This is a genomic window from Arthrobacter sp. P4_F11 (assembly GCF_056401395.1).
This window is the reverse complement of the sequence record NZ_JBFUJK010000015.1, coordinates 1-23,651: the sequence shown is the minus strand read 5'-3', so window position 1 is coordinate 23,651 and position 23,651 is coordinate 1. Positions and strand designations below refer to the sequence as shown.

Sequence of the window (23,651 nt, the reverse complement as noted above, 5' to 3'; positions counted from 1 at the left end):
AAATTGTATGTGATGCAGTTCATATAGCGTTGCTATAGGTGCTAGGGTAGCGGTTATGAGTATCGATGGCCAGCTACCACCCAAAGCCCGGCTGCTGCGTGCGGCCGCCGAGCTGCTGGCCAACTCCGGCGGATCCGCAGTCTCGACCCGCCAGATCACGCAGCTGGCCGGTGTTACGGCGCCGACCCTCTACCACCACTTTGGTGACAAAGAAGGGCTGTTCGACGCCGTCGTCGCAGCAGGTTTCGACGAATATGTCGCGGGCGAACGGGACTTCGCGCCCTCTGGCCAGCCTCTGGAGGACATCCGGAGGATGTGGGACAACCATGTCCAGTTCGGGCTGAAACAGCCGGAACTGTACCTCGTCATGTTCGGCAACATCCGCCCTGAGAGCCGCCCGGCCATCGTCGCCGATGCCGAGGCCCTCATGGAGGAAATGCTGAACAAGGCGGCTGTCTCCGGCCAGCTCAACGTCCCGCCCAAGGAGGCGGCCAGGTCCATCCTGGCGGCCAATGTGGGCATGACCCTCATGCTGATCGCGGAAAAGGTGCCGGAGCGGAACCTCGAGCTCTCCGCCATGACCCGCGACGCCATGATCTTTGCGGTTTCCACCGAGCAGGCCCGGGACAACGGTTCTGTGGACAGCGGAAAGTCCTCAGTGGTTGTGGCGGCCATCGCATTGAACGCAGCCCTCCAGGCGTCCCACTCGGACCAGCTCTCCAGCTCGGAACTCAAGCTCTTCCTCGAATGGCTCCACCGGATCTCCAACAGCTCCACCAGCTAGCTCGGCGAAATTATCGGACCATCCTGCAATGCAGCGGGAACGACGGTTAGGAACTCACATGGCAACAGAGACAGTTGCGAAACCACGCACCAGCATGCGCGTACACGTCCAGAAATTCGGGACGTTCCTGTCCGGAATGATCATGCCCAACATCGGCGCCTTCATCGCCTGGGGCTTCATCACGGCGCTCTTCATCCCGGCCGGCTTCTTCCCCAATGCGGAGCTCGGCAAGCTTGTCGGGCCCATGATCACGTACATGCTCCCGCTGCTGATCGGCTACACCGGCGGCCGGATGGTCTACGGCGTGCGCGGCGGCGTGGTGGGCGCGGTGGCCACCATGGGCGTCATCGTCGGTACCGACATCCCCATGTTCATCGGCGCCATGATCCTTGGCCCGCTCACTGCCTGGATCATGATGAAGCTGGACAAGATCTGGGAAGGCCGCGTCAAGCCCGGCTTCGAAATGCTGATCGACAACTTCTCGGCAGGCATCGTTGCCGCCGCCATGGCGGTCGTCGGCATGCTGGTGGTCGGCCCGATCGTGAAGGCCTTCAGCAATGGCGCCAGCGCCGTGGTCGAATTCCTGGTCACCAACGGCCTGCTGCCCTTCACTAGCATCTTCATCGAGCCCGCAAAGGTCCTGTTCCTGAACAACGCCGTTAACCACGGCATCCTCACCCCGCTGGGCACGCAGCAGGCGCTCGAGCAGGGCAAGTCCATCCTGTTCCTGCTTGAAGCCAACCCCGGTCCGGGCTTCGGCATCCTGCTCGCCTTTTCCTTCTTCGGCAAGGGCCTGGCCAAGGCGTCCGCGCCGGGCGCAGCCGTGATCCAGTTCGTCGGCGGTATCCATGAGATCTACTTCCCGTACGTCCTGATGAAGCCGATGACGATCTTCGCCGCAATCGGCGGCGGCATGACCGGCATCTTTACGCTCGTGGTCACCGGTGCCGGACTCCGGTCCCCGGCAGCCCCGGGCAGCATCATCGCGGTCTACGCCTCCACGGCACGCGACAGCTACGTCGGCGTGACGCTCTCCGTCCTCTTTGCCACCACCGTGTCCTTCCTGATCGCCTCGGTGGTCCTGAAAGCCAGCAAGGCGCCCGCCGAAGACGACCTCGATCAGGCCACCCACCGGATGGAGGCCCTGAAGGGCAAGAAGAGCTCGGTGTCCGCAGCCCTGATCGGTGAGGGCGTGGGCGCCAGCGGCGTCGCCGTCCTCGCCACCCCGATCAAGAACATCGTCTTTGCCTGCGACGCCGGCATGGGCTCCAGCGCGATGGGCGCCTCGGTGCTCCGCAACAAGATCAAGGCCGCCGGATTCACGGACGTCAAGGTCACCAACTCCGCGATCGCCAACCTGACCGACACGTACGACGTCGTCATCACCCACCAGGACCTGACCGAACGGGCCAAGCCCGCGACCGCCAGCGCCGTACATGTCTCTGTGGACAACTTCATGAACAGCCCGCGGTACGACGAGATCGTGGAACTGGTCGAGGCCAGCAACACGGAAGCCGGCACCACGGACGCGGCCCCTGCCGCGGCCGCCGCCGGCACCGCCCCCGCGGCCGCCGAGGCAGAAGCCGAGGAGGGTCCCGCCGGCATCCTGGTGGCCGAAAGCGTCGTCCTCAACGGCCATGCGACCACGCGGGACGCCGCGATCGACGAGGCCGGGCAGCTTCTGCTGGACCGCGGCGCCGTCGACTCCGGCTACGTGGACGCCATGCACGAACGCGAGGAATCGGTCTCCACGTACATGGGCAGCTTCCTGGCCATCCCGCACGGCACCAATGCCGCGAAGGACCACATCATGAAGTCGGCGGTCTCCGTTATCCGCTACCCGAACGGCATCGACTGGAACGGCAAGGAAGTGAAGTTCGTCGTCGGTGTGGCCGGCGTCAACAACGAACACCTGCACATCCTGTCCTCAATCGCCAAGGTCTTCACCAACAAGGCCCAGGTGGCCCAGCTCGAGGCGGCCACCACGGTTGACGAAGTGCTGGCCCTGTTCGGAAAGGTCAACTCCTAGTGAAGGCTGTTCATTTCGGAGCCGGAAACATCGGGCGCGGCTTCGTGGGCCTGCTGCTGCACGACGCAGGGTACGAGGTGGTGTTCGCCGACGTCGCGGACGCCCTCATCACCGAGCTGGCCGCCGCGGACAGCTACGAGGTCCACGAAGTGGGAGAGAACCCCGCAGTCCGTACCGTCAACAACTTCCGGGCGCTGAACTCCGGCACCCAGGAGGCCGACGTCGTCGCGGAAATCGCGACGGCGGACATCGTCACCACCGCCGTGGGGCCGCACATCCTGAAGTTCGTGGCGCCCGTGATTGCCAAGGGGATTGCTGCCCGTGCCGCCGGGCTGGCGCCGCTGCAGGTGATGGCGTGCGAGAACGCGATCAACGCCACGGACATCCTGAAGTCCGAGGTCGTTGCCCAGTGGGATCCGGCCGCGGGCGCCCTGGACGCGGCCGCCGTGTTTGCCAACACGGCGGTGGACCGGATTGTGCCGAACCAGGAGGCCGGGCAGGGCCTGGACGTCACGGTGGAGACGTTCTATGAGTGGGTGATCGACCGTACCCCGTTCGCCGGGAACGAGCCGGTGGTCCCGGGCGCGACGTTCGTGGACGATCTGGAACCGTATATCGAGCGGAAGCTGTTCACCGTCAACACGGGGCATGCGGCGGCGGCCTACTTCGGATTCGAGGCCGGCCTGGGCAAGATTTCCGAGGCCATGGCCGACCAGGACGTCGCGGCCGATGTGCGCGCCGTCCTGGACGAAACCAAGGAGCTGCTGGTGGCCAAGCACGGCTTCAACCGGGCCGAGCAGGAGGCGTACGTGGAAAAAATCCTGGGCCGCTTCTCGAACCCGCACCTGCCGGACACCGTCACCCGGGTGGGCCGTGCCCCGCTGCGCAAACTCAGCCGGCATGAGCGCTTCATCGGTCCCGCTGCCGAGCTGGCCGAACGCGGAATTGTCCCCGAGGCGCTTCTCGGGGCCATCGCCGCGGCCCTGCGCTTCAGTGATCCGGCCGACGCCGAGGCCGTGGAGCTGGCGAAAATCCTCTCCGCGTCCACGCCGGACGAGGCCACGGAGAAGATCACTGGCCTGCCGGCGGACCACCCGCTCTTTGCCGCCGTGTCCTCCCTCATCGAGGAGGCCAAAGCGGTCGTCTAGCCGCTCCAGCCCAACGACGCTCCCTCAGATCGCGCGGGCTTTTGGGCGACGCTCCCTCAGATGATTGTCCGACACAGACCCTCCCTCACTTCTGGTGAGGGAGGGTCTGTGTTTTTGACGCGAAAAGTGAGGGAGGGTCTGGCTGTTGACCATTAGGTTACCTAACTGTTAGGCTACCTAACTATGAACGCCAGTGAATCGGCTGACCCGGGCCTCCTCGCTCTCGCCGAGGACTTCCGCGAGGCCCTCCGCCACAGCATCTACCTCGTCCGCCGCCTGGACGCCGACGGCGAACTCAGCGCCGCCCAGCTCAGCATGCTCAAGATGCTGTTGGACGCCGGGCCCGCCGCGGGCGGTGTGCGGGTGGGCGAAATCGCCCGGAACCTCGGCGTCAAGGTGCCCAGTGCCACCGAGCAGATCATCAAGCTCGAGCGCGCCGGCCTCGCCCGGCGCGAGCCGGACCCCGACGATTCCCGCGCTGTCCGGGTCACCCTCACGGACGCCGGCCTCGCCGCCGTCGCATCCGCCAACGAGCGCCGCAACACTGTCATGGCCGGCGTCCTCTCGTCCCTTTCGGACGAAGACCGCGCCGCCCTCGCGGCCGCCCTCCCGGTCATCGGCAGGATCAACGCGACGCTCCTGGCCTGATCTTCACCCAACAATTCCAATCACTTTAGGAGTGCCCCCATGCACGGCCAGCCCGCCGACACCCTGCCGGCAGCGGAAGTAACCCTCGAGGCCGAAAGGGCCTCACTGCTCAAACAGCCCAAGGCGGTGTGGGCCACGGCCCTCGCGGCGGTGTTCGCCTTCATGGGGATCGGGCTGGTGGACCCCATCCTGCCGGCGATCGCCAAGAACCTGGACGCCTCGCCGAGCCAGGTGTCACTGCTCTTCACAAGCTATTTCCTGGTGACCGCAGTCGCCATGCTGATCACCGGCTACGTGTCCTCCCGGATCGGCGGGAAGCGGACGCTGCTGATCGGGCTGGCGGTCATCGTCGTGTTCGCCTCCCTGTCCGGCACGTCGGGCAGCGTGTCTGAGCTCATCGGCTTCCGCGCCGGCTGGGGGCTGGGCAACGCCCTGTTCGTGGCCACGGCGCTGGCCGTGATTGTCGGCGTGGCAAGTGGCGGCGCCGGCACGGCGATCATCCTTTACGAGGCCGCGCTCGGCCTGGGCATTTCCCTCGGCCCGCTCCTGGGCGCACTGCTGGGCGGCTGGCAGTGGCGCGCCCCGTTCTTCGGCACGGCCGTGCTGATGGCCTCCGCATTCATCGCGCTCATTGCCCTGCTGCCCAGGACTCCGCTGCCCGAGCGGAAAGTCCGGCTCCGGGATCCGCTGCTGGCCCTCGGACACAAGGGGCTGCGGACGACGGCGGCCAGCGGCCTGTTCTACAACTACGGCTTCTTCACCGTCCTCGCCTTCACGCCCTTCATCCTCGGCATGGACGCCTACGGGATCGGCGGGGTGTTCTTCGGCTGGGGTGTGGCCGTCGCGGTCTTCTCAGTGTTTGCCGCCCCTGTGCTGCAGAACCGCTTCGGAGCGGTCCGGGTCCTCACCGGCACCCTCGTCCTGCTGATGCTCGACCTTGTGGGACTGGGCCTGGCCGCCGGGCACTCGGTGCCGGCCGTCGTCGTCCTCGTCGTCATTTCCGGGGCGCTCCTGGGCATCAACAACACCATCTACACCGAACTGGCCATGGGCGTGTCCGACTCGCCGCGGCCGGTGGCCTCGGCCGGCTACAACTTCGTGCGCTGGATGGGCGGCGCCCTGGCACCGTTTGCCGCCGCGCAGCTGGGCGAGCACTTCGGCCCGCAGGTGCCCTTCTTTGCCGGCGCGCTGGCCATGGTGGCCGCCATTGCCGTCGTCTTCGGCGGACGCCGCTACCTGGCGGCGCACGAGCCGCACGTGGTGTAGCAACGCCCGCTGTTGTGCAGAACCCGCTGAGGTCACAAAGAACGCCCATGCTTCCGAGGAAGCATGGGCGTTCTTTGTCGGGACGCTGAAGGCGCGGCGCGCCTGACGGAAGCGCCGGCTCAGGCCCTGGCGGACTCTTTCGCGGATTCCTTGGCGGCTTCCTTCGCGGATCCCTTCGGTACGAACAGGGTTTCAGCCTGCTCCAGGGACATGCCGTTGGTCTCCGGGACCTTGAACATGACAAAGAAGAACGACGCCGCCGCGAACAGCGCGTACATGGCGTACGTCAGCGGCAGGGAGGCCGCGGCCATAACCGGGAAGCTCAGGGTGATGGCGAAGTTGGCGATCCACTGCGCGGCCGCGGCCAGGCCCAGGGCCCGGGCGCGGATCCGGGACGGGAAGATCTCCCCCAGCAGTACCCACACCAGCGGGCCCCAGGAGGCGCCGAAGCTGATGACGAAGACGTTGGCGGCGACCAGCGCCGCCGGCCCCCACGCCCCGGGCAGCGAGATCGCGTCGCCGGACCCGGTGGCCGAGCCGAAGGCCAGCGCCATGGTGCCCAGCGAGAGGGCCATGCCGATGGAGCCGGCCAGCATGATTGGACGGCGACCGATCCGGTCCACCAGGGCGATTGCCACGAGCGTGACCAGGATGTTGGTGACGGCGGTGGCCACGGAGATGGTGAGCGAATCCTTTTCCTGGAAGCCCACGGCCTTCCACAGCGTGGTGGAGTAGTAGAAGATCACGTTGATGCCGACGAACTGCTGCAGCACGGACAGGATGATGCCGATCCAGACCACCGGCTGCAGGCCCAGGGCCTTGCCGCGCAGGGATCCCTTCTGGCCGGCGAGCTTGTCCTCGTCGATGGCCTTCTTGATGTCGCGCAGGTGCCGGTCCGAGTCCTCGTCCGGGGCGATCGACTTGAAGACCCTGAGGGCCTCCTCGTCCTTGCCCTGGAACACCAGGAACCGCGGCGATTCGGGCAGGGTGAAGGCGATCCAGCCGTAGACGACCGCGGGGACGGCGGCGGCCATGAACATCCAGCGCCAGGCTTCCAAACCAAGCCACAGGGCCTGGTCCGCGCCGCCGGCCGACGTCGCGAACACGGCGTCGGAGAGCAGGGCGGCGAAGATGCCGGTGGTGATCGCCAGCTGCTGCAGCGAGGCCAGGCGGCCCCGGACGTGGCGGGGGGAGATTTCGGAAATGTAGGCCGGCGCGATCACCGAGGCCAGGCCGATGCCGAGCCCGCCCACCAGGCGCCAGAAGATCAGGTCCCAGACGCCGAACGCGAACCCGGTGCCGATGGCGCTGACGAGGAACAGCAGCGCGCCCAGCTTCATGGCCGGGATCCGGCCATAGCGGTCGGCGATCTTGCCGGCCAGGTAGGCCCCTGCCGCGCAGCCGAGGAGGGCCACGGCGACGGCGAAGCCGGTCACGGCCTCGCTGAGGGCGAACTCGTCCTTGATCGCGTCGACGGCGCCGTTGACGACGGAGGAGTCAAAACCGAAGAGGAAGCCGCCGACGGCGCCCGCTACGGCCAGCCAAATGACCCTTTTTGGGATCTTGGCGGCGGTCTGGTCATGGGTGGTGGTCATACGGCTCCCTTGGCAGTTCGCGGTCCACGGCCTTCGCCGCAACTACACAGTCTTACACCCGACCCGGCGTGCCGCCTGTCACAACCACCGGAAAGTGAGACGAAACATACACTTTGAAGCTGCTGCGCCTGAGGGCAGATGACGACGGCAGGCGGTCCAGAAGACTGCCTGCCGTCGTCGTGTTCCAGACCTCGGGACCGCCCTAGTGGGCGGCGGCCACGGCACCCTCCCGGGCAACCACCTTCGGGTCCGTGAGTTTCTTGTTCGGCAGGGCGAACGTGATCAGGAAGGCGATGCCGGTGAGCACGGCGGCCGTGAGCATGACGGCGTCGATCGACTGCGCGAAGCCCTCGGTGATGGGGCGCGTCAGCGTCGCGTTGGCGGTGTGCAGCCAGCTGGTGTCGTTGAGTGAGTCGTTGCTGGCGCCGTTCTTGAAGAACTCGTAGAGCTGGGCGTTGGCCGGGTCGGCGGCCACGGCCGGATCCTTGAGCACCTTGAGGTAGTCGGCATTCTGCGCGGCGTCCTTCATGCCCGTGGCGATCTTGTCCGCCGCGAGGCTGAAAAGCATCGAGATGAACACGGCCGTGCCAACCGCGCCGCCCATGGAGCGGAAGAACGCGGCGGAGGAGGTGCCCACGCCCATGTCCTTCGAGGGCACGGAGACCTGCATGGCCAGCGTCAGGGGCTGCATGCAGAAGCCCAGTCCCAGGCCGAAGAACACGGCGATGGCGCCGGGAACCCACAGCGGGGTGTCCACGCCGAGGGAGAGGCCCATGACGACGGCGGCCACCGTCAGCGTAGCGGTGCCAAGGATCGGGAAGATCCGGTAGGTGCCCGAGGCCGAGATGGTCCGGCCCGCTGTGATGGAGCCGGTGAGGATGCCCACGGTGAAGGTGATCATCATGAGGCCGGCCTCGGTGGGGGTCAGGCCCTTGACCAGCTGCAGGTACATGGGCAGCATTGCGATGGCGCCGAACATGCCGATGCCGATGATGAAGTTCAGCAGCGAGGAGAGGCCGAAGGTGATGTTCTGGAACAGCCGGAGCGGGATCAGCGCGTAGTCGGCGGCGTGCCGTTCGGCCAGCAGGAACGCGATGATGCCCACGACGCCGAGCCCGTAGCAGAGGTAGGAGTTCGCGGAGCTCCAGCCCCAGGTGCGGCCCTGTTCGGCCACGAGGAGGAGCGGCACAATGGCCAGCGTGATGGCCGCGGCGCCCCAGTAGTCGATCTTCTGCTTCACGTGCTTGGCGGGGAGGTGCAGGTACATGAACACCACCGTGAGGGCCGCGAGGCCGATCGGAATGTTGATCAGGAACACCCAGCGCCAGCCGTCGATCCCGAGGATCGTTTCGGTGCCCGCGAAGGCGCCGCCGATCACCGGGCCCAGGACGGAGGAGATGCCGAAGACCGACATGAAGTAGCCCTGGTACTTGGCCCGGTCCTTGAGCGGCACGATGTCGCCGATGATGGTCAGGGCGAGGGCCAGGAGGCCGCCGGCGCCCATGCCCTGGATGCCGCGGGCAATGGCGAGTTCGGTCATCGAGTGGACCGAGCCGGCGTAGAGCGAACCGGCGAGGAAGATCACGATGGCGATGAGATACAGCGGGCGGCGCCCGAAGATGTCGCTGAGCTTGCCGTAGAGCGGCGTGCTCACCGTGGAGGTGATGAGGTAGGCGGTGGTGGCCCAGGCCTGCAGGGAGAGGCCGTCGAGGTCGTTGGCGATCGTGTAGATCGAGGTGGACACGATCGTCTGGTCCAGCGAAGACAGGAACATGCCGAGCATGAGTCCCACCATGACGGTGATGGTCTGACGGTGGGTCAGGACCTCTCCCGCGGCGCGCACGGAGGTGGTTTTGGACATGACTGCTCCAAGGTGAAGTGGGGGATTAAGCGGATAGTTGCTTTCAGTAACTATGTTACTGGCTGAATTGTTCCCGCCACTACCTCGGGAGAAGAAAGTCCTTACCGTTCGACCAGGATCCCGTCCGGATCGCACCAGATCATCACGCCGGGGCGGATGGCCACGCCGTCGATCTCCAGGGGCACGTCGATTGCCCCGGCGCCGTCCTTGGCGCTCTTGCGCGGGTTGCTGCCCAGTGCCTTGACCCCGAGCGGCAGCCCCGCGATGGCGAGCCGGTCCCGGATGGCACCGTTGATGACGACGCCGGCCCAGCCGTTCGCGACGGCGCTCGCCGCGATCATGTCCCCCATCAGTGCCGTGCGGAGGGAACCGGCGCCGTCGACCACCAGGACGGAGCCGTTGCCGGGAGTGGCCAGCACGGTCTTGACCAGCGCGTTGTCCTCAAAGCAGCGAATGGTCCGGACCGGTCCGCTGAAGTGCGTGTGCCCGCCCAGGGACTGGAACTGCACCGACACGGATTCCAGCTCCCCGCCGCGCTCGTCGTAAAGGTCTGCAGTATTCAGGGCGGAAGCGTTCACAGTGACTCCTTGCGTGTTAACCGGATGGCGTGGCAGAGCGGGTTGGCAGCGTGTTTCATGACCGAGACTCGCACATTGCACCCAGATCTGCCGAGTCCCGGTAGTCTGGCTGCGCACTGATACATATGCCTGATCATCAGTTCCAGGGGGAGCCATGAGCATGTCCGATACCACCGCGCCGGCGCTCGCCGAACCCGAACGCCGCGTCCGGCCTGTCTGGACGGCAGGGGTGGTGCTGGTCAACGTCGGCATCAACGCGGCATTCTTCGGCCCGCTCCAGGTGCTCCTCGGCCAACAGGCGGCAGCCTTCAGCGAACCGGACAAGGAAGCCATCCTCGCCCTCGTGACGGGCGCGGGGGCGGCCGTGTCCCTGGTGGCCAACCCCCTCTTCGGCGCCTTCAGCGACCGGACCACCGCGCGCCGGGGGCGGCGGGTGCCGTGGGTGCTCTTCGGTGCCGTCCTGGGTGCCGCGGCCCTGATCGCGCTGGCCGGCGCTCCGGGCGTTGCCGCAATGACGCTGCTCTGGTGCCTGGTCCAGGCCGGCTGCAACGGCGCCTATGCGGCCATCACGGCGGCCATCCCGGACCGCGTGCCGGTACCCCAGCGCGGCATGGTCGGCGGCCTTGCCGCCATGGGCCAGACAGCGGGAATCCTGGCAGGGGCGGTGATCGCCGCCGCCGTCGCCGGAAACTTCGCCGCGGGGTATGTTGTCTGCGCGGTGGCGCTGCTCGCCGGCGTCGTGCTCTATTACTTCAAGAACGACGACGTCCCGCTGCCTGCGCAGGCCCGTCCGCCGTTCAGCCTGGGCGGCTTTGTGCGGGGTTTTTGGATTTCCCCGGCCCGCCATCCGGACTTTGCCTGGGCCTGGCTGACTCGGCTCCTGGTGAACATCGGCAACCATATGGTCACCCTCTACCTGCTGTTCTTCCTCAACGACGCCGTCCGCGTCCGCGAAACCCAGGGTATCGAGCCCGAGTTTGGCGTCCTGATCCTCACGGGCCTGTATGCGGTCATGGTGATCATCACCAGCGTGGTCGGCGGCCGGCTGAGCGACCGCCTGGGCCGCCGGAAGCCGCTGGTCATCATCTCTTCCGCCGTGATCGCCGCAGCCTCCCTCATTCTTGCCTTCGCCCCCACCTGGCCGGGTGCGCTGATCGGCGCGTCCGTGCTCGGCATCGGCTTCGGCTGCTATCTGGCGGTGGACTTTGCCCTCATTACCCAGGTGCTGCCCACGGCCCTGAACCGGGGCAGGGATCTTGGCGTCATCAACATTGCCAACTCGCTGCCGCAAGTGCTCGCCCCGCTGATCGCGTACCCCTTTGTTGCCTTCTGGGGCGGCTATGTGGCGCTGTACGTGGCGGCCGCCGTAATTGGGCTTCTGGGGGCCGTGTTCGTGGTGAAGATCAAGGGCGTGGACTGAGCCGCCCGCGTTCCGTACGGGGGGCTTCGGCGCCCCGGTCTACTCGCCGGGCCCCCGGATTCGTGGCGTATAGTGGACGGCAATTGCCGCGGCAGCGCGGTGGGCGGACCGCGCCCGGCTGCCGAGAAAAACGACCCCCGGAACGCTGCTGATGCCTGATTTTCACTCAGATCTTCCACCGATGGCCCCTCCACCCACTCTGCCCCGGCAGCGGCTCCGTTACGTGCGGATCCTCGATGTCGCCGCGGGGTTTGCCCGCAAGGGCCTGGACTCCGTGGTCCTGTCCGAGGTGGCAGCCAAGGCGGACGTGCCACTGGGGACGCTGTACCGCTACTTCCCGTCGGCCACCCAGCTGGTCCTGGCGCTGTACCGCAAGCAACTGGGCGAACTGCTCGCGGGGAGCTCGCCGGCGGCCGGCAAGGTCGCGGCCCAGGCCCTCGCGGGAGTGGTGATGGAGATCTTCCACATGCGCCTGATGCAGCCCGCCGTGGAGCAGTCCCTCAACCGGGCGGTCTACGTCAAGGACAACGACACAACGCGGCTGCTGCGCGAGATCGATGCGACGGCCGAGAAGGCAGTGACTGCGGCGTGCGGCGACCCGGCCGTGGCCCGGGTCCTGCTGCTGACGGTTACGGGCCTGGTCCAGGCCGTCCGCTGCCGCCGGCTGTCCCTCTTCGAAGCGGAGGAGGACCTGAAGAAGGCCTGTTCCCTCCTGCAGCGGGCCCCGCAGGCCGCGTAACTGGTCTAGACCAGCGGTCCGGAATGTGCCCTCACGCGTGTGATCCGGATCACATATTCTGGTGAAGAAACGTTTCACCAAGGGGCGGTAACGCTCCCGGCGGGCGTAACGGGTGCGATGTCCTGTTTACCATTGCTGGACCGGAGCCGGCTGACGCCGGCAATTCGGGGAAACACCGGCGACCGCCACCTCTGGTCGCCGCCGCCCCTGCCAGACCAACTTGAGCATCCTTGCTTGAGCTTCCATGAGCCGTGTGCCCACGGTGAGCCCCAGGAGACAACGACGTGTCCACTGAAACGATCATTCCCGCCGATTCCACCTCCCCGGCTGAGGCAGTAGCCGTGCTCAGCGACGAGGAAATCTTCGCATCCCACGAGGGCGGCAAGCTGTCGATTTCCAGCACCGTCCCGCTTGCCAGCAAGCGCGACCTCTCCATCGCCTACACCCCCGGTGTCGCCCAGGTCAGCCGCGCCATCCACGCCAACCCGGAGCTCGCCAAGACGCTCACGTGGGCACAGCGCCTCGTGGTGGTGGTCAGCGACGGCACGGCCGTGCTGGGGCTGGGCAACATCGGCGCCAGCGCCTCGCTGCCCGTGATGGAGGGCAAGTCCGCGCTGTTCAAGGCCTTTGGCGAACTCGACTCCATCCCGCTGGTCCTCAACACCACCGACGTCGACGAAATCATCGAGACTCTTGTCCGGCTGCGCCCCAGTTTCGGCGCGGTCAACCTTGAGGACATCGCCGCGCCGCGCTGCTTCGAACTCGAGGAGAAACTCATCGAGGCGTTGGACTGCCCGGTCATGCACGATGACCAGCACGGCACCGCCGTCGTGGTCCTCGCCGCCCTGACCAACGCCGCCAAGGTGACCGGCCGGACCCTCGACAGCCTGCGTGTGGTGGTCTCCGGCGCCGGGGCCGCCGGGATCGCGGTCGCCGAAATCCTGCTGACGGCCGGGATCGGCGACGTCGTCCTCCTGGACTCCCGCGGCACCATCAACAAGGACCGCGCGGACATCGCCGCCGATCCGGCCAGCAAGAAGGCCCAGCTCGCCGCCCGCAGCAACCCGCGTGGCGTGACAGGCGGCCCGGGGGAGGCGCTGCTCGGCGCCGACGTGTTCGTCGGGGTCTCCTCTTCGAAGCTGGACGAGGAGCACCTCAAGCTGATGAACCACAGCTCGATCGTGTTCGCCCTGTCGAACCCGGACCCGGAAGTCCTGCCGGAGGTCGCGACCAAGTACGCGGCCGTCGTCGCCACCGGACGCAGCGACTTCCCGAACCAGATCAACAATGTCCTGGCCTTCCCCGGCATCTTCCGCGGCGCCCTCGACGCCGGCGCCCGCCGGATCACGCCGGCCATGAAGCTCGCCGCGGCCCGGGCCATCGCGGAACTGGCCGAGGATGACCTTTCCACGGACTACATCGTGCCCAGCCCGCTGGATCCGCGCGTGGCCCCGGCTGTCTCCGCGGCAGTCGCCGCGGCGGTGGCCGCCGAGTAGCCGGACCGCGTCAGAAATCATCCGACACCGGACGACGACGGCGGCGCTTCCCTGAGGGGGAGCGTCGCCGCTGTCGTTCCTGGTAGCGTCCGGGCCCGGCCATAGACTGGTGCGATGAACCCCGAGATTGTCGTGACAGTGCTCTGCGGCCTCGCCATCGTGGTGGGCGTTGCCGGGACGATCATTCCCGTTCTGCCCGGCAGCATCCTGATCGGGGCGAGCCTGCTTGCCTGGGCCCTGTGGGGCGGCGCCGGGACCACCGGTTGGGTGGTCTTCGGGATCGGTATGCTTTTCGTTCTGGCCGGCATGGCCGCCAGCACCGTCCTGACCGGCCGGAAGCTCAAGGAGCACAGCATCCCGAGCCGTTCCGTGGTGGTGGGCCTCGTGCTGGGCGTGGCCGGCATGTTCGTGATCCCCGTGGTGGGGCTCTTTGTGGGCTTCGCCGCCGGGCTCCTGCTCAGCGAGCTGCAGCGGACCCGCGTGTTCGGCACAGCAGTGGCCTCGAGCTGGGCCGCGCTGAAGGCCACGGGCCTGGGCATGATCGTGGAATTCGGCCTCGCGTGCCTCGCCGCGAGCACCTGGGTGATCGGGCTCTGGGTGGCCTCGGCGGCCTAGCAGCGGCCTGCCGGAGCCTATTACCATGGGGGAATGAGCGCCGGACTTGGCGAATCCGCCCCCCACATTCCCGACGGCCGCATTCCCCCTGGCCAGCTTGCTGACGGCGAACGTCCCGACGGCCAGCGCAGGCCGTACACGGACACCCGCGACTTGACGCCGTTCCGCAAGGTAGTGGTCCGGACGCCCGTCCGCGGCCTGGCCGGCACAGTGGGCGGCGCGGTGGCCGGACTCATGGCGGGCCGGGCACCCGGGACGCTGGCCGCCGAAGGCGGGGTGCCGCGGCTGGGCAGGGTGGGGGGCCGGACCTCGGCCAAGAGGATGAAAGCCGTGCACTCCGCCGTCTTCGGCAGCACCGACCCTGACCGCCTGATAACCCTGGCCCGCTCCTACCCCGGCTGGGCGGGGGTGTGCTACCTCATGGCCGGGCTGCTGGCGTACGCCCATGGCGGGCACCTGCGCGCGTCCGAACTCCTGCAGCACGGCCTGAGATTGCGGAACGACGAGGACGCCAACCGCTACGCCGGCGAGTACCTGGCCGGCGTGGTCACCAGGGTGGAGGTGGCCGAGCGGATTGAGGTTCCGGTGCTCTTCTCCGAGGAGGCCGTGTTCCTGGCGCTGTCCCATTCCCTGCGCGAGACGGGCCAGACGGAGGCGGCTCTGGCGGCGCTGGCCGGCCTGCCGCCGTCGTTGCCGCTCGCCCTGGCGCGCTGTTCGCTGGAGGCCGAGCTGGGACGCGACGTCGACGTGGTGGCAGAGACCGAGGGCCTGCTGAACGCGGACGATCTGTCCGCGGCGCTGCTGCTGGTGCGTGCCCGGTCGCTGCGCAGGCTCGGCGCCTACACCGCTTCCCGTTCGGCCCTGCAGGAAGTCCTGCGGCGCCGGAAGACTGATTTCACCCTCCGCAGCGACGCGCTGACGGACACCGCCCTGCTCCTCCTCGAGGCGGGCCGCAAGACCCTCGGCGGCCGGGACTGGCAGCGCCACAAACCTGCACAGCTGGAGGCCGTGAAAGCCATTCGCAAAGACGCCGAAATGCACGAACTCTGGGACCGCGAATACGGGCGCGCTGACGACGACTGACGGGCTTCCACGCCCGATCGCGGCCAAATCCACGTATCTACTACTCTTGCGGCCCCCTGGGGTGCGGAGTACAAACGAGGCATGAGAGATGCGGTGGAGCGCTGGATGCAGCACTACATCACAGCGTGGACGACGAACGATCCGGAGGACATCCGGGCGCTGTTTACCGAGGACGCCATCTATGCGACCAACCCCCAGGAAGCCGAACCGTGGCGGGGCCGGGACGATATCGTGGAGCACTGGCTTGCCGGGCGTGATGAGCCGGATGACTGGATGTTTGAGTGGAAGCTGCTGGGGGTCGACGGCGGCCGGGCGTTTGTGCAGGGCCTGACGACGTACCGCGGCAACAGCCGGAGCTATGACAACCTGTGGGTCATCCAACTGACCGCGGACGGCCGCGCGTCGTCCTTCACCGAGTGGTACATGCAGCGCAAGTAGCCCCTAGGCGGATTCGCGCCCTCACCCGCGCGTCATGGCGCTGACAGCGGGCACGATCTGCTCGCCGAGCAGCAAGGCGCCCAGGGCCAGCATGATGATCCCGCTGGCCAGCGTCACTTGGCGCGCTGCGCCCGGCCTGGCCTGCAGCAGTTTCCGCGCCAGGAGTGCCACACAGCTGTAGATGACGCCCACGAGCAGGATGAAGGTCAGCCCGAGCAGACCCGACTGGACCGGAACCGGCCACGCGGCGTCAGGGCTGACGAACTGCGGCACCAGGGCCACGAAGAACAGCAGGCCCTTGGGATTGATCCCACTGATGCCCATGCCTTGAAGGAAAACCCGGAACTGGCTCGCGGGTGTGGCGGCTCCGGGAGCAGCGGTGCCGGTGCTGAAGCTGGCCCCGCGCCAGGACCGCAGGGTGCTGAAGCCCAGCCACAGCAGGTAGAGGGCGCCCGCCGCCGTCAGCCAGCCCAGCACGCCGGGCATCCCGGCCAGCAGTGCCGCCAGTCCCAGCACCAGCAGCGCCGTGTGGAGGGCGTAGCCACCGCAGAGCCCGGCGACGGCGGGCGCGAAGCTGCGCTGCCGGAGCCCGGCCGCGATCGAATAGGCCCAGTCGACGCCGGGGGTGCATGCCAGGGCGACGGCGACAACCAGGAAGGCGAGGAAAAGCTGGGGGTTCATGGCGGGCTCCAGGAGTGCGGCACCCCGTGGCGGGTACAAGAAAAACTCTAGGCAAATTCGGCCGCGAAGTGCTCGCTTATTTACTGGTGAATCACCGCTATTGGGTAACATAATTGCGTGATTGACGCCATTGACAGAAGTATTTTGCGTTACCTCAAATCGGACGGCCGGATGACTGCCACGGCCCTGGCGGCCAAGGTGGGGTTGACCGTGGCTCCGTGCCATCGCCGGCTGCGGGATCTGGAGGCCGCCGGGATCATCCGGGGCTACCGGGCGGATATTGATCCGGCCGCGGTGGGGCTCGGTTTCGAGGCGATCGTGTTCGTGACCCTGCGCCAGGTGGACCGTTCCACCATGGAGATCTTCGAGAGCCGGGTGGCCGGCAATCCCAACATCGTCGAGGCCCAGCGGCTCTTCGGGTCGCCGGACTACCTGCTCAAGGTCATTGCGGAGGACCTGCCCTCCTACCAGCGTTTCTACGACAGTGAACTGACCTCGTTGCCCGGCGTCGAGCGCCTGACGTCAACGCTGGTCATGAAGAACCTGAAGGCCAACGCCGGGCCGCCGGTCTAAAGCGGCCGCCTGCTCAGGCGCCGAGCAGTCCCGTGGTCCGGTAGGGAATGACCTCGCGCAGGAACATGCTCGTTGAGGTCCGGACGATTCCGGGACACAGCCGGATTTCCTCGGACACGCGGTAGAGATCGTCCGGGCTCTTGGCCACCACCCGGATCAGGAGATCGGTATCGCCGGCCGGGGCATGGCATTCGAGCACTTCCGGGATGTTGCGCAGGGCGGCGATTGCCTCGTTGAGGTGGCTCTGGTCCAGTTCCGCGCTGACCGCGGCCGCCACGCCGCGGCCCAAGGCGGACGGCAGCACCCGGCTGCTGTTCGGCCGGAGCGCGCCCGACGCCGACATCCGCTCCAGGCGGGACTGGACGGTGCCGCGGGCCAGGCCCAGCTTTTGCGCCAGCACCATGACCGGCACGCGGGGATCTTCGTCCAGCGCGGCGAGGATCCGCCGGTCCGTCGCATCGAGCTCCTGCAAAATGACCACTTCCTGTTCGCGGCCCGGGCTGTGGTTGATCAGATTGACCACTCTGGGGCCGGTCCGTTGCACCAACTGTAGGGCTTCTGCTCAAATGGTGACAACAAGGGGACGAGGCCACCGCCACGATCCCGAAGGCTACGGACATCCCGGCACACCACCCGGACCCCGGACGAGGCTCCCGCAAGGAACCAGCCGCTGATTGACTCTTGTTCACGCATCGTCTTTCCGCACAACGCACTCGCGGCAAGAGCCCCTGAGCCACCGACGTCGGATTTCCCGAAGTCATCGGTAGCTGAGGGGCTCTTGTGCTGCTCCACATAGGCTAGTCACATGACCTCAGCTGGCCGCTTCGCCCCCAGTCCCTCCGGCGAACTGCATGTGGGCAACCTCCGGACGGCCATCCTGGCGTGGCTGTTCGCCCGGTCCGGGGGGCGGCGGTTCCTGCTGCGGGTGGAGGACCTGGACCGTGCCCGGGCCGGCGCCGAGGCCGAGCAACTCCGCGACCTGGCGGCGATCGGCGTGAGCTGGGACGGCGGCGTCGTGCGCCAGACGGAGCGTGAGCACCTGTATGACGGGGCGATCGCGGAGCTGACGGCGGCCGGCCTGACGTATGAGTGCTTCTGTACCCGCCGCGAAATCCAGGAGGCCCCCTCGGCACCGCACGCTCCGCTGGGCGCCTACCCGGGAACGTGCCGGAACCTCAGCGGTGCCGAGCGCGAGGCCAAGCGGGCCACCCGGCCGCCGGCTGTCCGGCTCCGCTCCACCGTGGCTGAGGTGACGGTGTGGGACGTGCTCCACGGCAGTTACACCGGGGTGGTCGACGACTTCGTGCTCCGGCGCAACGACGGCGTGACCGCCTACAACCTGGCCGTGGTGGTGGACGACGCCGCGCAGGGCATCGACCAGGTGGTCCGCGGCGATGACCTGCTGCCGTCCACGCCGCGGCAGGCATATTTGGCGTCGCTTCTCAATATGCCTATTCCGGAATATGCGCATGTGCCGCTGGTACTGAACGCCAACGGTGCCAGGCTGGCCAAGCGCGACGGCGCCGTCACGCTCGCCGACCTGGCGTTGGCCGGGGTGGGCGCGGACCAGGTCCGGGACACTTTGCTGGACTCCCTTGGCCTCCCGCCGGGCCGCCTCGACGATGTCCTCACCGCCTTCGACCCGGCCACCCTGCCCCGCGAGCCCTGGGTGTGGCCCGGGGTGCCGGGAGCGCACAAGGGGGCGCATCCGGGAACCGGCCTCCGGGCAGGGACGGACAGCCGCGGCGCGTAGGCTGGATTCATGACCGAGTCCGCACACCCCCAGCCCCGCTTCACTGTCGAGACAGCCAAGGTCCTGGCCGAGGTGGCCCACAACCGCCAGAAGGACAAGCTCAAGCGGCCGTACCGGGAGCATGTGCTCGCCGTCGGGGACGCCCTGGCAGACTTCGACGACGACATCCGGATCGCCGGGTACCTCCACGACATCGCCGAGGACACCCCGATGACGCGGCAGGCGCTGTTGGACATGGGGGTCTCCGAGCGTGCCGCGGACATCATCGAACGGGTCACGAAGCGCCTGCATGAGAATCCGGACGACTACCAGGCCGGCATCCGGTACATCGCCGAGGACCACGACGCCACGCTCGTGAAGATTGCCGACAACGCGCACAATTCGCTGCCCGAACGGGTCAAGGCGCTGGCCGAAAAGTGGCCGGACAAGCCCCCGGTCACCCGCTACGACGATGCCCGCCCGGTGCTCTACGCCGCCGTTCCTGTCGAGGAAACCCGGAAAATCCTGGCCCGGATCAATCCCTGGCTGTTGAACGAACTCGACGACATGCTCGATGAGGCGGACGACACGGACTACGAGTTCCTCTCCTACGACGCCCCGACAGCAGACGCGGCAACGACCGTAGCAGCAGACGCGGAAGCTGCGCCGGGCGATGCTCCGGCCGGCGACACCGGGTCCGCACGGGACTGAGCATGCGGGCCTACGTCCTCACACGCTACGGCGGCCCGGACGCCATGGAACTCCGGGATGTTCCGGATCCCCAGCCAGGCCCGGGCGACGTCCGGATCAAGGTCGCCGCGGCCGGGCTGAACCCGGTGGACTTCAAGTTCCGCCGGGGCGCGCTGCGGCCCATCAGCCATGTCCGACTGCCGATCGTTGCCGGCTGTGAACTCGCCGGGACGGTCGACGCAATCGGACCCGGGCCCAACCGCTTTTCCATCGGCGACCGCGTCTACGCCCGGGTGGACAAGGCCAGGCTTGGAGCCTTCGCCGAGCTGGTGTGCGTGCAGCAGGAATTAGTGGCGGCCATGCCGGCGTCGCTCGGATTCGCCGAGGCCGCAGGACTGCCGCTGGCCGGGCTCACTGCGCTGCAGGCCCTCCGCGATGAACTTGCCGTGGGCCGCGGCACCCGGCTCTTCATCTCCGGCGGCGCCGGCGGGGTGGGAACACTCGCCATCCAGCTCGCCAAGTATCTCGGCGCCCAGGTCACCACCACGGCGTCGGCCCGCGGCGAGGCGCTGGTGCGCCGGCTGGGGGCGGACGCCGTCATCGACTACAACCGGGATGACTTCTCCGCGGTACTGCACGGGTTCGACGCGGTCCTGGACCTGGTCGGTGGCGTGACCCTCAGGGATTCCTTCCGCATTCTTCGGCCCGGCGGCAGGGTGGTATCCATCGCCGGCGTTCCCGAGCCGCTCACCGCGACGAAAGACCTGGGCTCGCCGCCGGTGATCACCGCCGCGTTCTGGCTGATGAGCACGGGCATGCGCCGCCGCGCCCGCAAGGCGAAAGCCAGCTACCGTTACCTGTTCATGCACCCCAGCGGGGATGATTTGCGCACCCTGGCGGCCCTCGTCGACGCCGGCCACGTGCAGCCGGTCATGGACCGCACCTACCCGTTCGCGGAAATTGGGGGAGCCTTTGCCGCGCTCGAACAGGGCCACGCCAAGGGCAAGATCGTCGTCACCCTCTAGCGGCTCCTGGCTGCCGGGCCCGCCACAGCAGGCCGATGTAGACCAGGTCAAAGACGCTGCAGAGCACCCCCACGCCCAGGATCAGGGGCGAGTTGCCGTACCAGCCCAGCGCGATCGTGGGCGCGAGGGTGCCGATCCATTTGGCCACGGCGATCAGCAGGGTCTGGCCGCGGGTGCCGGCCCGGGCGGCGAACATGGCGATGAACAACCCGGACATCAGCAGGTTCTGCAGGAACGCCGCGTAGCGGGCCGCGTCGTCCCAGCCGAACTGGACGACGAACAGCAGCTGGACCGCGAAGGACGTGACGCCCAGCAGGAGCGCCCAGCCGATGAACAGCCGCCGCGTCACCCAGGCCGGCAGCTCGGAGCGGCCGAAGTTCAGGAAGGTGTACACAATCACGACGTCGGCCAGTCCCCACGCGATATTGAAGACCCCCTGGGTGGTGATTCCGGTCGCGATGGAGCGCGTGGCGTAGATGGCCTCCCAGGCGAAATTCAGGGCCAGCGCGGCGGCCGGGATCGCGTAGCTCCGGTCCTTGAAGCCGATCCGGATGGCATCGACGTAGACCACGGTCCAGGCCAGGCCGCTCACGACCGTCAGAAACAGGATCACGGTCCCTCCTCGCATGCACAGGCGTCAATTTGTGCCGACACAGCGAGCATATCGATGGCTGGCAGAGGCCGCTCAGCGGAAGGTCAGGGAGCAGCAGACGGCCCCGTTGCAGCGTGGCCGCAACCTTTGAAGTTCTAGGCTTGCGGCCAGGACGAAGACGTCTGTTTCCCATGAGGAGTAACCATGACTGTTTATGTCCAGCCCGGCAAAGAAGGATCCAAGGTCCAGTTTAAGGACCGCTACGAGAACTGGATCGGCGGCGAATGGGTGGCTCCTGCTACCGGCCAGTACATCGAGAACGTCTCCCCGGTGAACGGCAAGCAATTCACTGAGGTGGCCCGAGGCGCAGCCGCCGACGTTGAGCTGGCGCTTGATGCCGCCCATAAAGCCGCACCCTCCTGGGGCAAGGCCTCGGCCACCGAGCGCGCCGCCGTCCTGAACAAGATCGCCGACCGCATCGATGCGAACCTGGAGATGCTCGCCGTCGCCGAATCCTGGGACAACGGCAAGCCGATCCGCGAAACCCTCAACGCGGACATCCCGCTCGCGGCGGACCACTTCCGCTACTTCGCCTCCGCCATCCGGGCCCAGGAGGGCAGGCTGTCCCAGCTCGACGAGGACACTACGGCCCACCACTTCCACGAGCCGCTCGGCGTCGTGGGCCAGATCATTCCCTGGAACTTCCCCATTCTCATGGCGGTCTGGAAAATGGCTCCGGCCCTGGCCGCCGGCAATGCCGTCGTCCTCAAGCCCGCGTCTAATACCCCGGCCTCCATCCTGGTGCTGGCCGAGCTCATCGCGGACCTGCTGCCCGCCGGCCTGCTGAACATCGTCAACGGCTTCGGCTCGGAGGTCGGCAAGCCGCTGGCCTCCAGCCCGCGTATCCGCAAGATCGCCTTCACCGGCGAAACCTCCACCGGACGGCTGATCAGCCAGTACGCCAGCGCCAACCTGATCCCGGTCACGCTGGAGCTCGGCGGCAAGAGCCCGAACATCTTCTTCAACGACGTCGCCGACACCAATGACGCGTTCTACGACAAGGCCCTCGAGGGCTTCACCCTGTATGCCTTCAACCAGGGCGAAGTCTGCAGCAGCCCGTCGCGCGCCCTGGTCCAGGAAGACATCTACGATTCCTTCATGGCCGACGCCGTGGCCCGCACGCAGCAGATCATCCAGGGCAACCCGCTGGACACCACCACCCAGATCGGTGCCCAGGCGTCTGTAGGCCAGATGGAGAAGATCCTGTCCTACATCGACATCGGGCTCCAGGAGGGCGCCAGGATCCTCGCCGGCGGGAACCAGGCACAGCTCGACGGAGACCTGGCCGGTGGCTTCTACGTCCAGCCGACCATCTTCGAGGGCAACAACAAGATGCGGATTTTCCAGGAGGAAATCTTCGGTCCTGTCGTGTCGGTGGCGCGGTTCAACGACTACAACGACGCCATCAGTATCGCCAACGACACCCTCTACGGCCTCGGCGCCGGCGTCTGGTCCCGCAACGGAAACGTCGCCTACCGCGCCGGCCATGAGATCCAGGCCGGCCGAGTGTGGGTCAACAACTACCACGCCTACCCCGCCGGTGCCGCGTTCGGCGGGTACAAGTCCTCCGGCATCGGCCGCGAGAACCACGCCATGATGCTGGACCACTACCAGCAGACCAAGAACCTGCTGGTCAGCCACTCAGAGAACAAGCTCGGCTTCTTCTAAAGCCGCTCAAGGGCCCGCCGCTACAGCGGCGGGCCCTTGACGCACCCCTTTCAACGACGGCACCACGAAGGACTCACAAATGACGAGAATGTTGATTATTGGCCCGCCCGGATCCGGCAAAGGCACCCAGGCGGAACGGATTTCCGAGCGCCTCGGCGTCGTTGCGATCTCTACCGGCGACATCTTCCGAGCCAACGTCAAAGGCGGAACGCCGCTGGGGCTGGAAGCAAAGCAGTACATCGACAACGGCGACTTCGTCCCGGACAGCGTGACCAACAAGATGGTGCGGGACAGGCTGCTGCAGGAAGACGCCACGTCAGGCTTCCTGCTGGACGGCTACCCGCGCACCACATGCCAGGTTGACGAGCTGGACGACATTCTGGCGGCCGGAGACCAGGTTCTTGACGTCGTCCTGCAGTTGACTGCCGACGACGAGGAACTGGTCTCCCGTCTCCTGCACCGTGCCAAGGAAACCGGCCGGAGCGACGACAACGAGGCCGTGATCCGCCACCGGCTGGACCTGTACCACGGGCAGACGGAAGCTGTGGTGGCGAAGTATGCCGAGCGCGGCATACTGGCCCAAGTTGACGGCTTGGGCGGGATCGACGACGTCACGAACAGGGTGATACGGAGCCTGGAACATCCCGTTCAGACCTCCGTCGTGAGCGGACGCTAGCACTGACGACGACGGCGGCGCGGCCCACCACGGTGGGCGGCGCCGCCGCCGGACAAACAGGCCAGTCAAACACTGCCGACGAACCCCTATCGGAACGAGCCGGCTATTTCTTCAGTGACTGGGCGATCTGGGCCATGACCGTGTTGTCTGCCAGGGTGGTCGCGTCGCCAACTTCGCGGCCTTCGGCGACGTCCTTGAGCAGGCGGCGCATGATTTTGCCGGACCGGGTTTTGGGCAGTTCCGGGACCACGAGG

23 protein-coding genes are annotated in these 23,651 nt (G+C 67.2%); 17 read left to right on the top strand and 6 right to left on the bottom strand.

Features of this window, described 5'->3' with window-relative positions; translation table 11 throughout:
- Positions 1–55 precede the first annotated feature (55 nt).
- The 5 genes from AC1DRO_RS16225 (at position 56) to AC1DRO_RS16205 (ending at position 5,875) form a co-directional block, all read left to right on the top strand.
- Positions 56–784, top strand: coding sequence for a TetR/AcrR family transcriptional regulator (locus tag AC1DRO_RS16225; protein ID WP_028277575.1), 729 nt, complete (start codon positions 56–58; stop codon positions 782–784).
- A gap of 58 nt (positions 785–842) precedes the next feature.
- Positions 843–2,813 (top strand): PTS mannitol transporter subunit IICBA, encoded by a 1,971-nt coding sequence (locus tag AC1DRO_RS16220; RefSeq protein WP_243178064.1) that lies wholly within the window; start codon positions 843–845, stop codon positions 2,811–2,813.
- On the top strand, positions 2,813–3,961 hold the full coding sequence (locus tag AC1DRO_RS16215) for a mannitol-1-phosphate 5-dehydrogenase (RefSeq protein ID WP_476943125.1): 1,149 nt from the start codon (positions 2,813–2,815) through the stop codon (positions 3,959–3,961). Before AC1DRO_RS16220 ends, AC1DRO_RS16215 begins: the two co-directional genes overlap by 1 nt.
- Before the next feature lie 183 nt (positions 3,962–4,144).
- A complete protein-coding gene (locus tag AC1DRO_RS16210; protein WP_476951614.1) occupies positions 4,145–4,609 on the top strand; it encodes a MarR family winged helix-turn-helix transcriptional regulator in 465 nt (154 codons plus the stop codon).
- Positions 4,610–4,648: 39 nt separating this feature from the next.
- Entirely contained in the window at positions 4,649–5,875 is a 1,227-nt protein-coding gene (locus AC1DRO_RS16205; RefSeq protein ID WP_476951613.1) for an MFS transporter, read from the top strand.
- A 119-nt stretch (positions 5,876–5,994) separates the two neighbouring features.
- Here the strand turns inward: AC1DRO_RS16205 and AC1DRO_RS16200 are convergent, their stop codons facing one another.
- The 3 genes from AC1DRO_RS16200 to rraA form a co-directional block, all read right to left on the bottom strand.
- Complete coding sequence (locus AC1DRO_RS16200; RefSeq protein WP_223914958.1) at positions 5,995–7,470, bottom strand: sugar porter family MFS transporter; 1,476 nt, start codon at positions 7,468–7,470, stop codon at positions 5,995–5,997.
- A gap of 202 nt (positions 7,471–7,672) precedes the next feature.
- A complete protein-coding gene (locus tag AC1DRO_RS16195) occupies positions 7,673–9,331 on the bottom strand; it encodes an MDR family MFS transporter (RefSeq protein WP_476951612.1) in 1,659 nt (552 codons plus the stop codon).
- Between the two features lie 101 nt (positions 9,332–9,432).
- The gene (gene rraA, locus AC1DRO_RS16190; RefSeq protein WP_476951611.1) at positions 9,433–9,909 is read right to left on the bottom strand and encodes a ribonuclease E activity regulator RraA; all 477 of its coding nucleotides are present in this window, start codon (positions 9,907–9,909) and stop codon (positions 9,433–9,435) included.
- A 154-nt stretch (positions 9,910–10,063) separates the two neighbouring features.
- Here rraA and AC1DRO_RS16185 point away from each other — a divergent pair, with 154 nt between their 5' ends.
- The 6 genes from AC1DRO_RS16185 (at position 10,064) to AC1DRO_RS16160 (ending at position 15,700) form a co-directional block, all read left to right on the top strand.
- Complete coding sequence (locus tag AC1DRO_RS16185; protein WP_476951610.1) at positions 10,064–11,329, top strand: MFS transporter; 1,266 nt, start codon at positions 10,064–10,066, stop codon at positions 11,327–11,329.
- Between the two features lie 181 nt (positions 11,330–11,510).
- Positions 11,511–12,068, top strand: a complete 558-nt coding sequence (locus AC1DRO_RS16180; protein ID WP_439954085.1) for a TetR/AcrR family transcriptional regulator — start codon at positions 11,511–11,513, stop codon at positions 12,066–12,068.
- Positions 12,069–12,370: 302 nt separating this feature from the next.
- On the top strand, positions 12,371–13,564 hold the full coding sequence (locus AC1DRO_RS16175; protein ID WP_476951692.1) for an NAD(P)-dependent malic enzyme: 1,194 nt from the start codon (positions 12,371–12,373) through the stop codon (positions 13,562–13,564).
- Positions 13,565–13,678: 114 nt separating this feature from the next.
- Complete coding sequence (locus tag AC1DRO_RS16170; RefSeq protein ID WP_243178055.1) at positions 13,679–14,179, top strand: DUF456 domain-containing protein; 501 nt, start codon at positions 13,679–13,681, stop codon at positions 14,177–14,179.
- A gap of 33 nt (positions 14,180–14,212) precedes the next feature.
- On the top strand, positions 14,213–15,262 hold the full coding sequence (locus AC1DRO_RS16165; protein ID WP_476951609.1) for a hypothetical protein: 1,050 nt from the start codon (positions 14,213–14,215) through the stop codon (positions 15,260–15,262).
- Positions 15,263–15,343: 81 nt separating this feature from the next.
- Positions 15,344–15,700: a nuclear transport factor 2 family protein gene (locus AC1DRO_RS16160; protein ID WP_476951608.1), complete on the top strand. Its 357-nt coding sequence runs from the start codon at positions 15,344–15,346 to the stop codon at positions 15,698–15,700.
- A 21-nt stretch (positions 15,701–15,721) separates the two neighbouring features.
- On the opposite strand, the gene AC1DRO_RS16155 is transcribed toward AC1DRO_RS16160, so the two are convergent.
- A complete protein-coding gene (locus AC1DRO_RS16155) occupies positions 15,722–16,381 on the bottom strand; it encodes a LysE family translocator (protein ID WP_476951607.1) in 660 nt (219 codons plus the stop codon).
- Positions 16,382–16,498: 117 nt separating this feature from the next.
- Here AC1DRO_RS16155 and AC1DRO_RS16150 point away from each other — a divergent pair, with 117 nt between their 5' ends.
- On the top strand, positions 16,499–16,954 hold the full coding sequence (locus AC1DRO_RS16150) for an Lrp/AsnC family transcriptional regulator (RefSeq protein ID WP_079555658.1): 456 nt from the start codon (positions 16,499–16,501) through the stop codon (positions 16,952–16,954).
- A gap of 13 nt (positions 16,955–16,967) precedes the next feature.
- Here the strand turns inward: AC1DRO_RS16150 and AC1DRO_RS16145 are convergent, their stop codons facing one another.
- Positions 16,968–17,426 (bottom strand): Lrp/AsnC family transcriptional regulator, encoded by a 459-nt coding sequence (locus AC1DRO_RS16145; RefSeq protein WP_176803545.1) that lies wholly within the window; start codon positions 17,424–17,426, stop codon positions 16,968–16,970.
- Positions 17,427–17,759: 333 nt separating this feature from the next.
- Between AC1DRO_RS16145 and gluQRS the strand changes: the two genes are divergently transcribed.
- From gluQRS to AC1DRO_RS16130, 3 genes are read left to right on the top strand one after another with little or no spacing between them, the layout of a single operon-like run.
- Complete coding sequence (gene gluQRS, locus AC1DRO_RS16140; protein WP_476951606.1) at positions 17,760–18,707, top strand: tRNA glutamyl-Q(34) synthetase GluQRS; 948 nt, start codon at positions 17,760–17,762, stop codon at positions 18,705–18,707.
- Positions 18,708–18,716: 9 nt separating this feature from the next.
- Positions 18,717–19,397 carry an HD domain-containing protein gene (locus AC1DRO_RS16135; RefSeq protein WP_476951605.1) on the top strand — a complete coding sequence of 227 codons (681 nt, stop codon included), beginning with the start codon at positions 18,717–18,719 and terminating at the stop codon, positions 19,395–19,397.
- A 2-nt stretch (positions 19,398–19,399) separates the two neighbouring features.
- Positions 19,400–20,401: an NADP-dependent oxidoreductase gene (locus tag AC1DRO_RS16130; RefSeq protein WP_476951604.1), complete on the top strand. Its 1,002-nt coding sequence runs from the start codon at positions 19,400–19,402 to the stop codon at positions 20,399–20,401.
- On the opposite strand, the gene AC1DRO_RS16125 is transcribed toward AC1DRO_RS16130, so the two are convergent.
- Positions 20,391–21,014, bottom strand: coding sequence for a transmembrane-type terpene cyclase (locus AC1DRO_RS16125; protein WP_476951603.1), 624 nt, complete (start codon positions 21,012–21,014; stop codon positions 20,391–20,393). The genes AC1DRO_RS16130 and AC1DRO_RS16125 overlap by 11 nt on opposite strands.
- A 183-nt stretch (positions 21,015–21,197) precedes the next feature.
- Here AC1DRO_RS16125 and exaC point away from each other — a divergent pair, with 183 nt between their 5' ends.
- Positions 21,198–22,721, top strand: a complete 1,524-nt coding sequence (gene exaC / locus AC1DRO_RS16120; RefSeq protein WP_476951602.1) for an acetaldehyde dehydrogenase ExaC — start codon at positions 21,198–21,200, stop codon at positions 22,719–22,721.
- An 88-nt stretch (positions 22,722–22,809) separates the two neighbouring features.
- Positions 22,810–23,397, top strand: coding sequence for an adenylate kinase (locus AC1DRO_RS16115; RefSeq protein ID WP_476951691.1), 588 nt, complete (start codon positions 22,810–22,812; stop codon positions 23,395–23,397).
- Positions 23,398–23,651 lie beyond the last annotated feature (254 nt).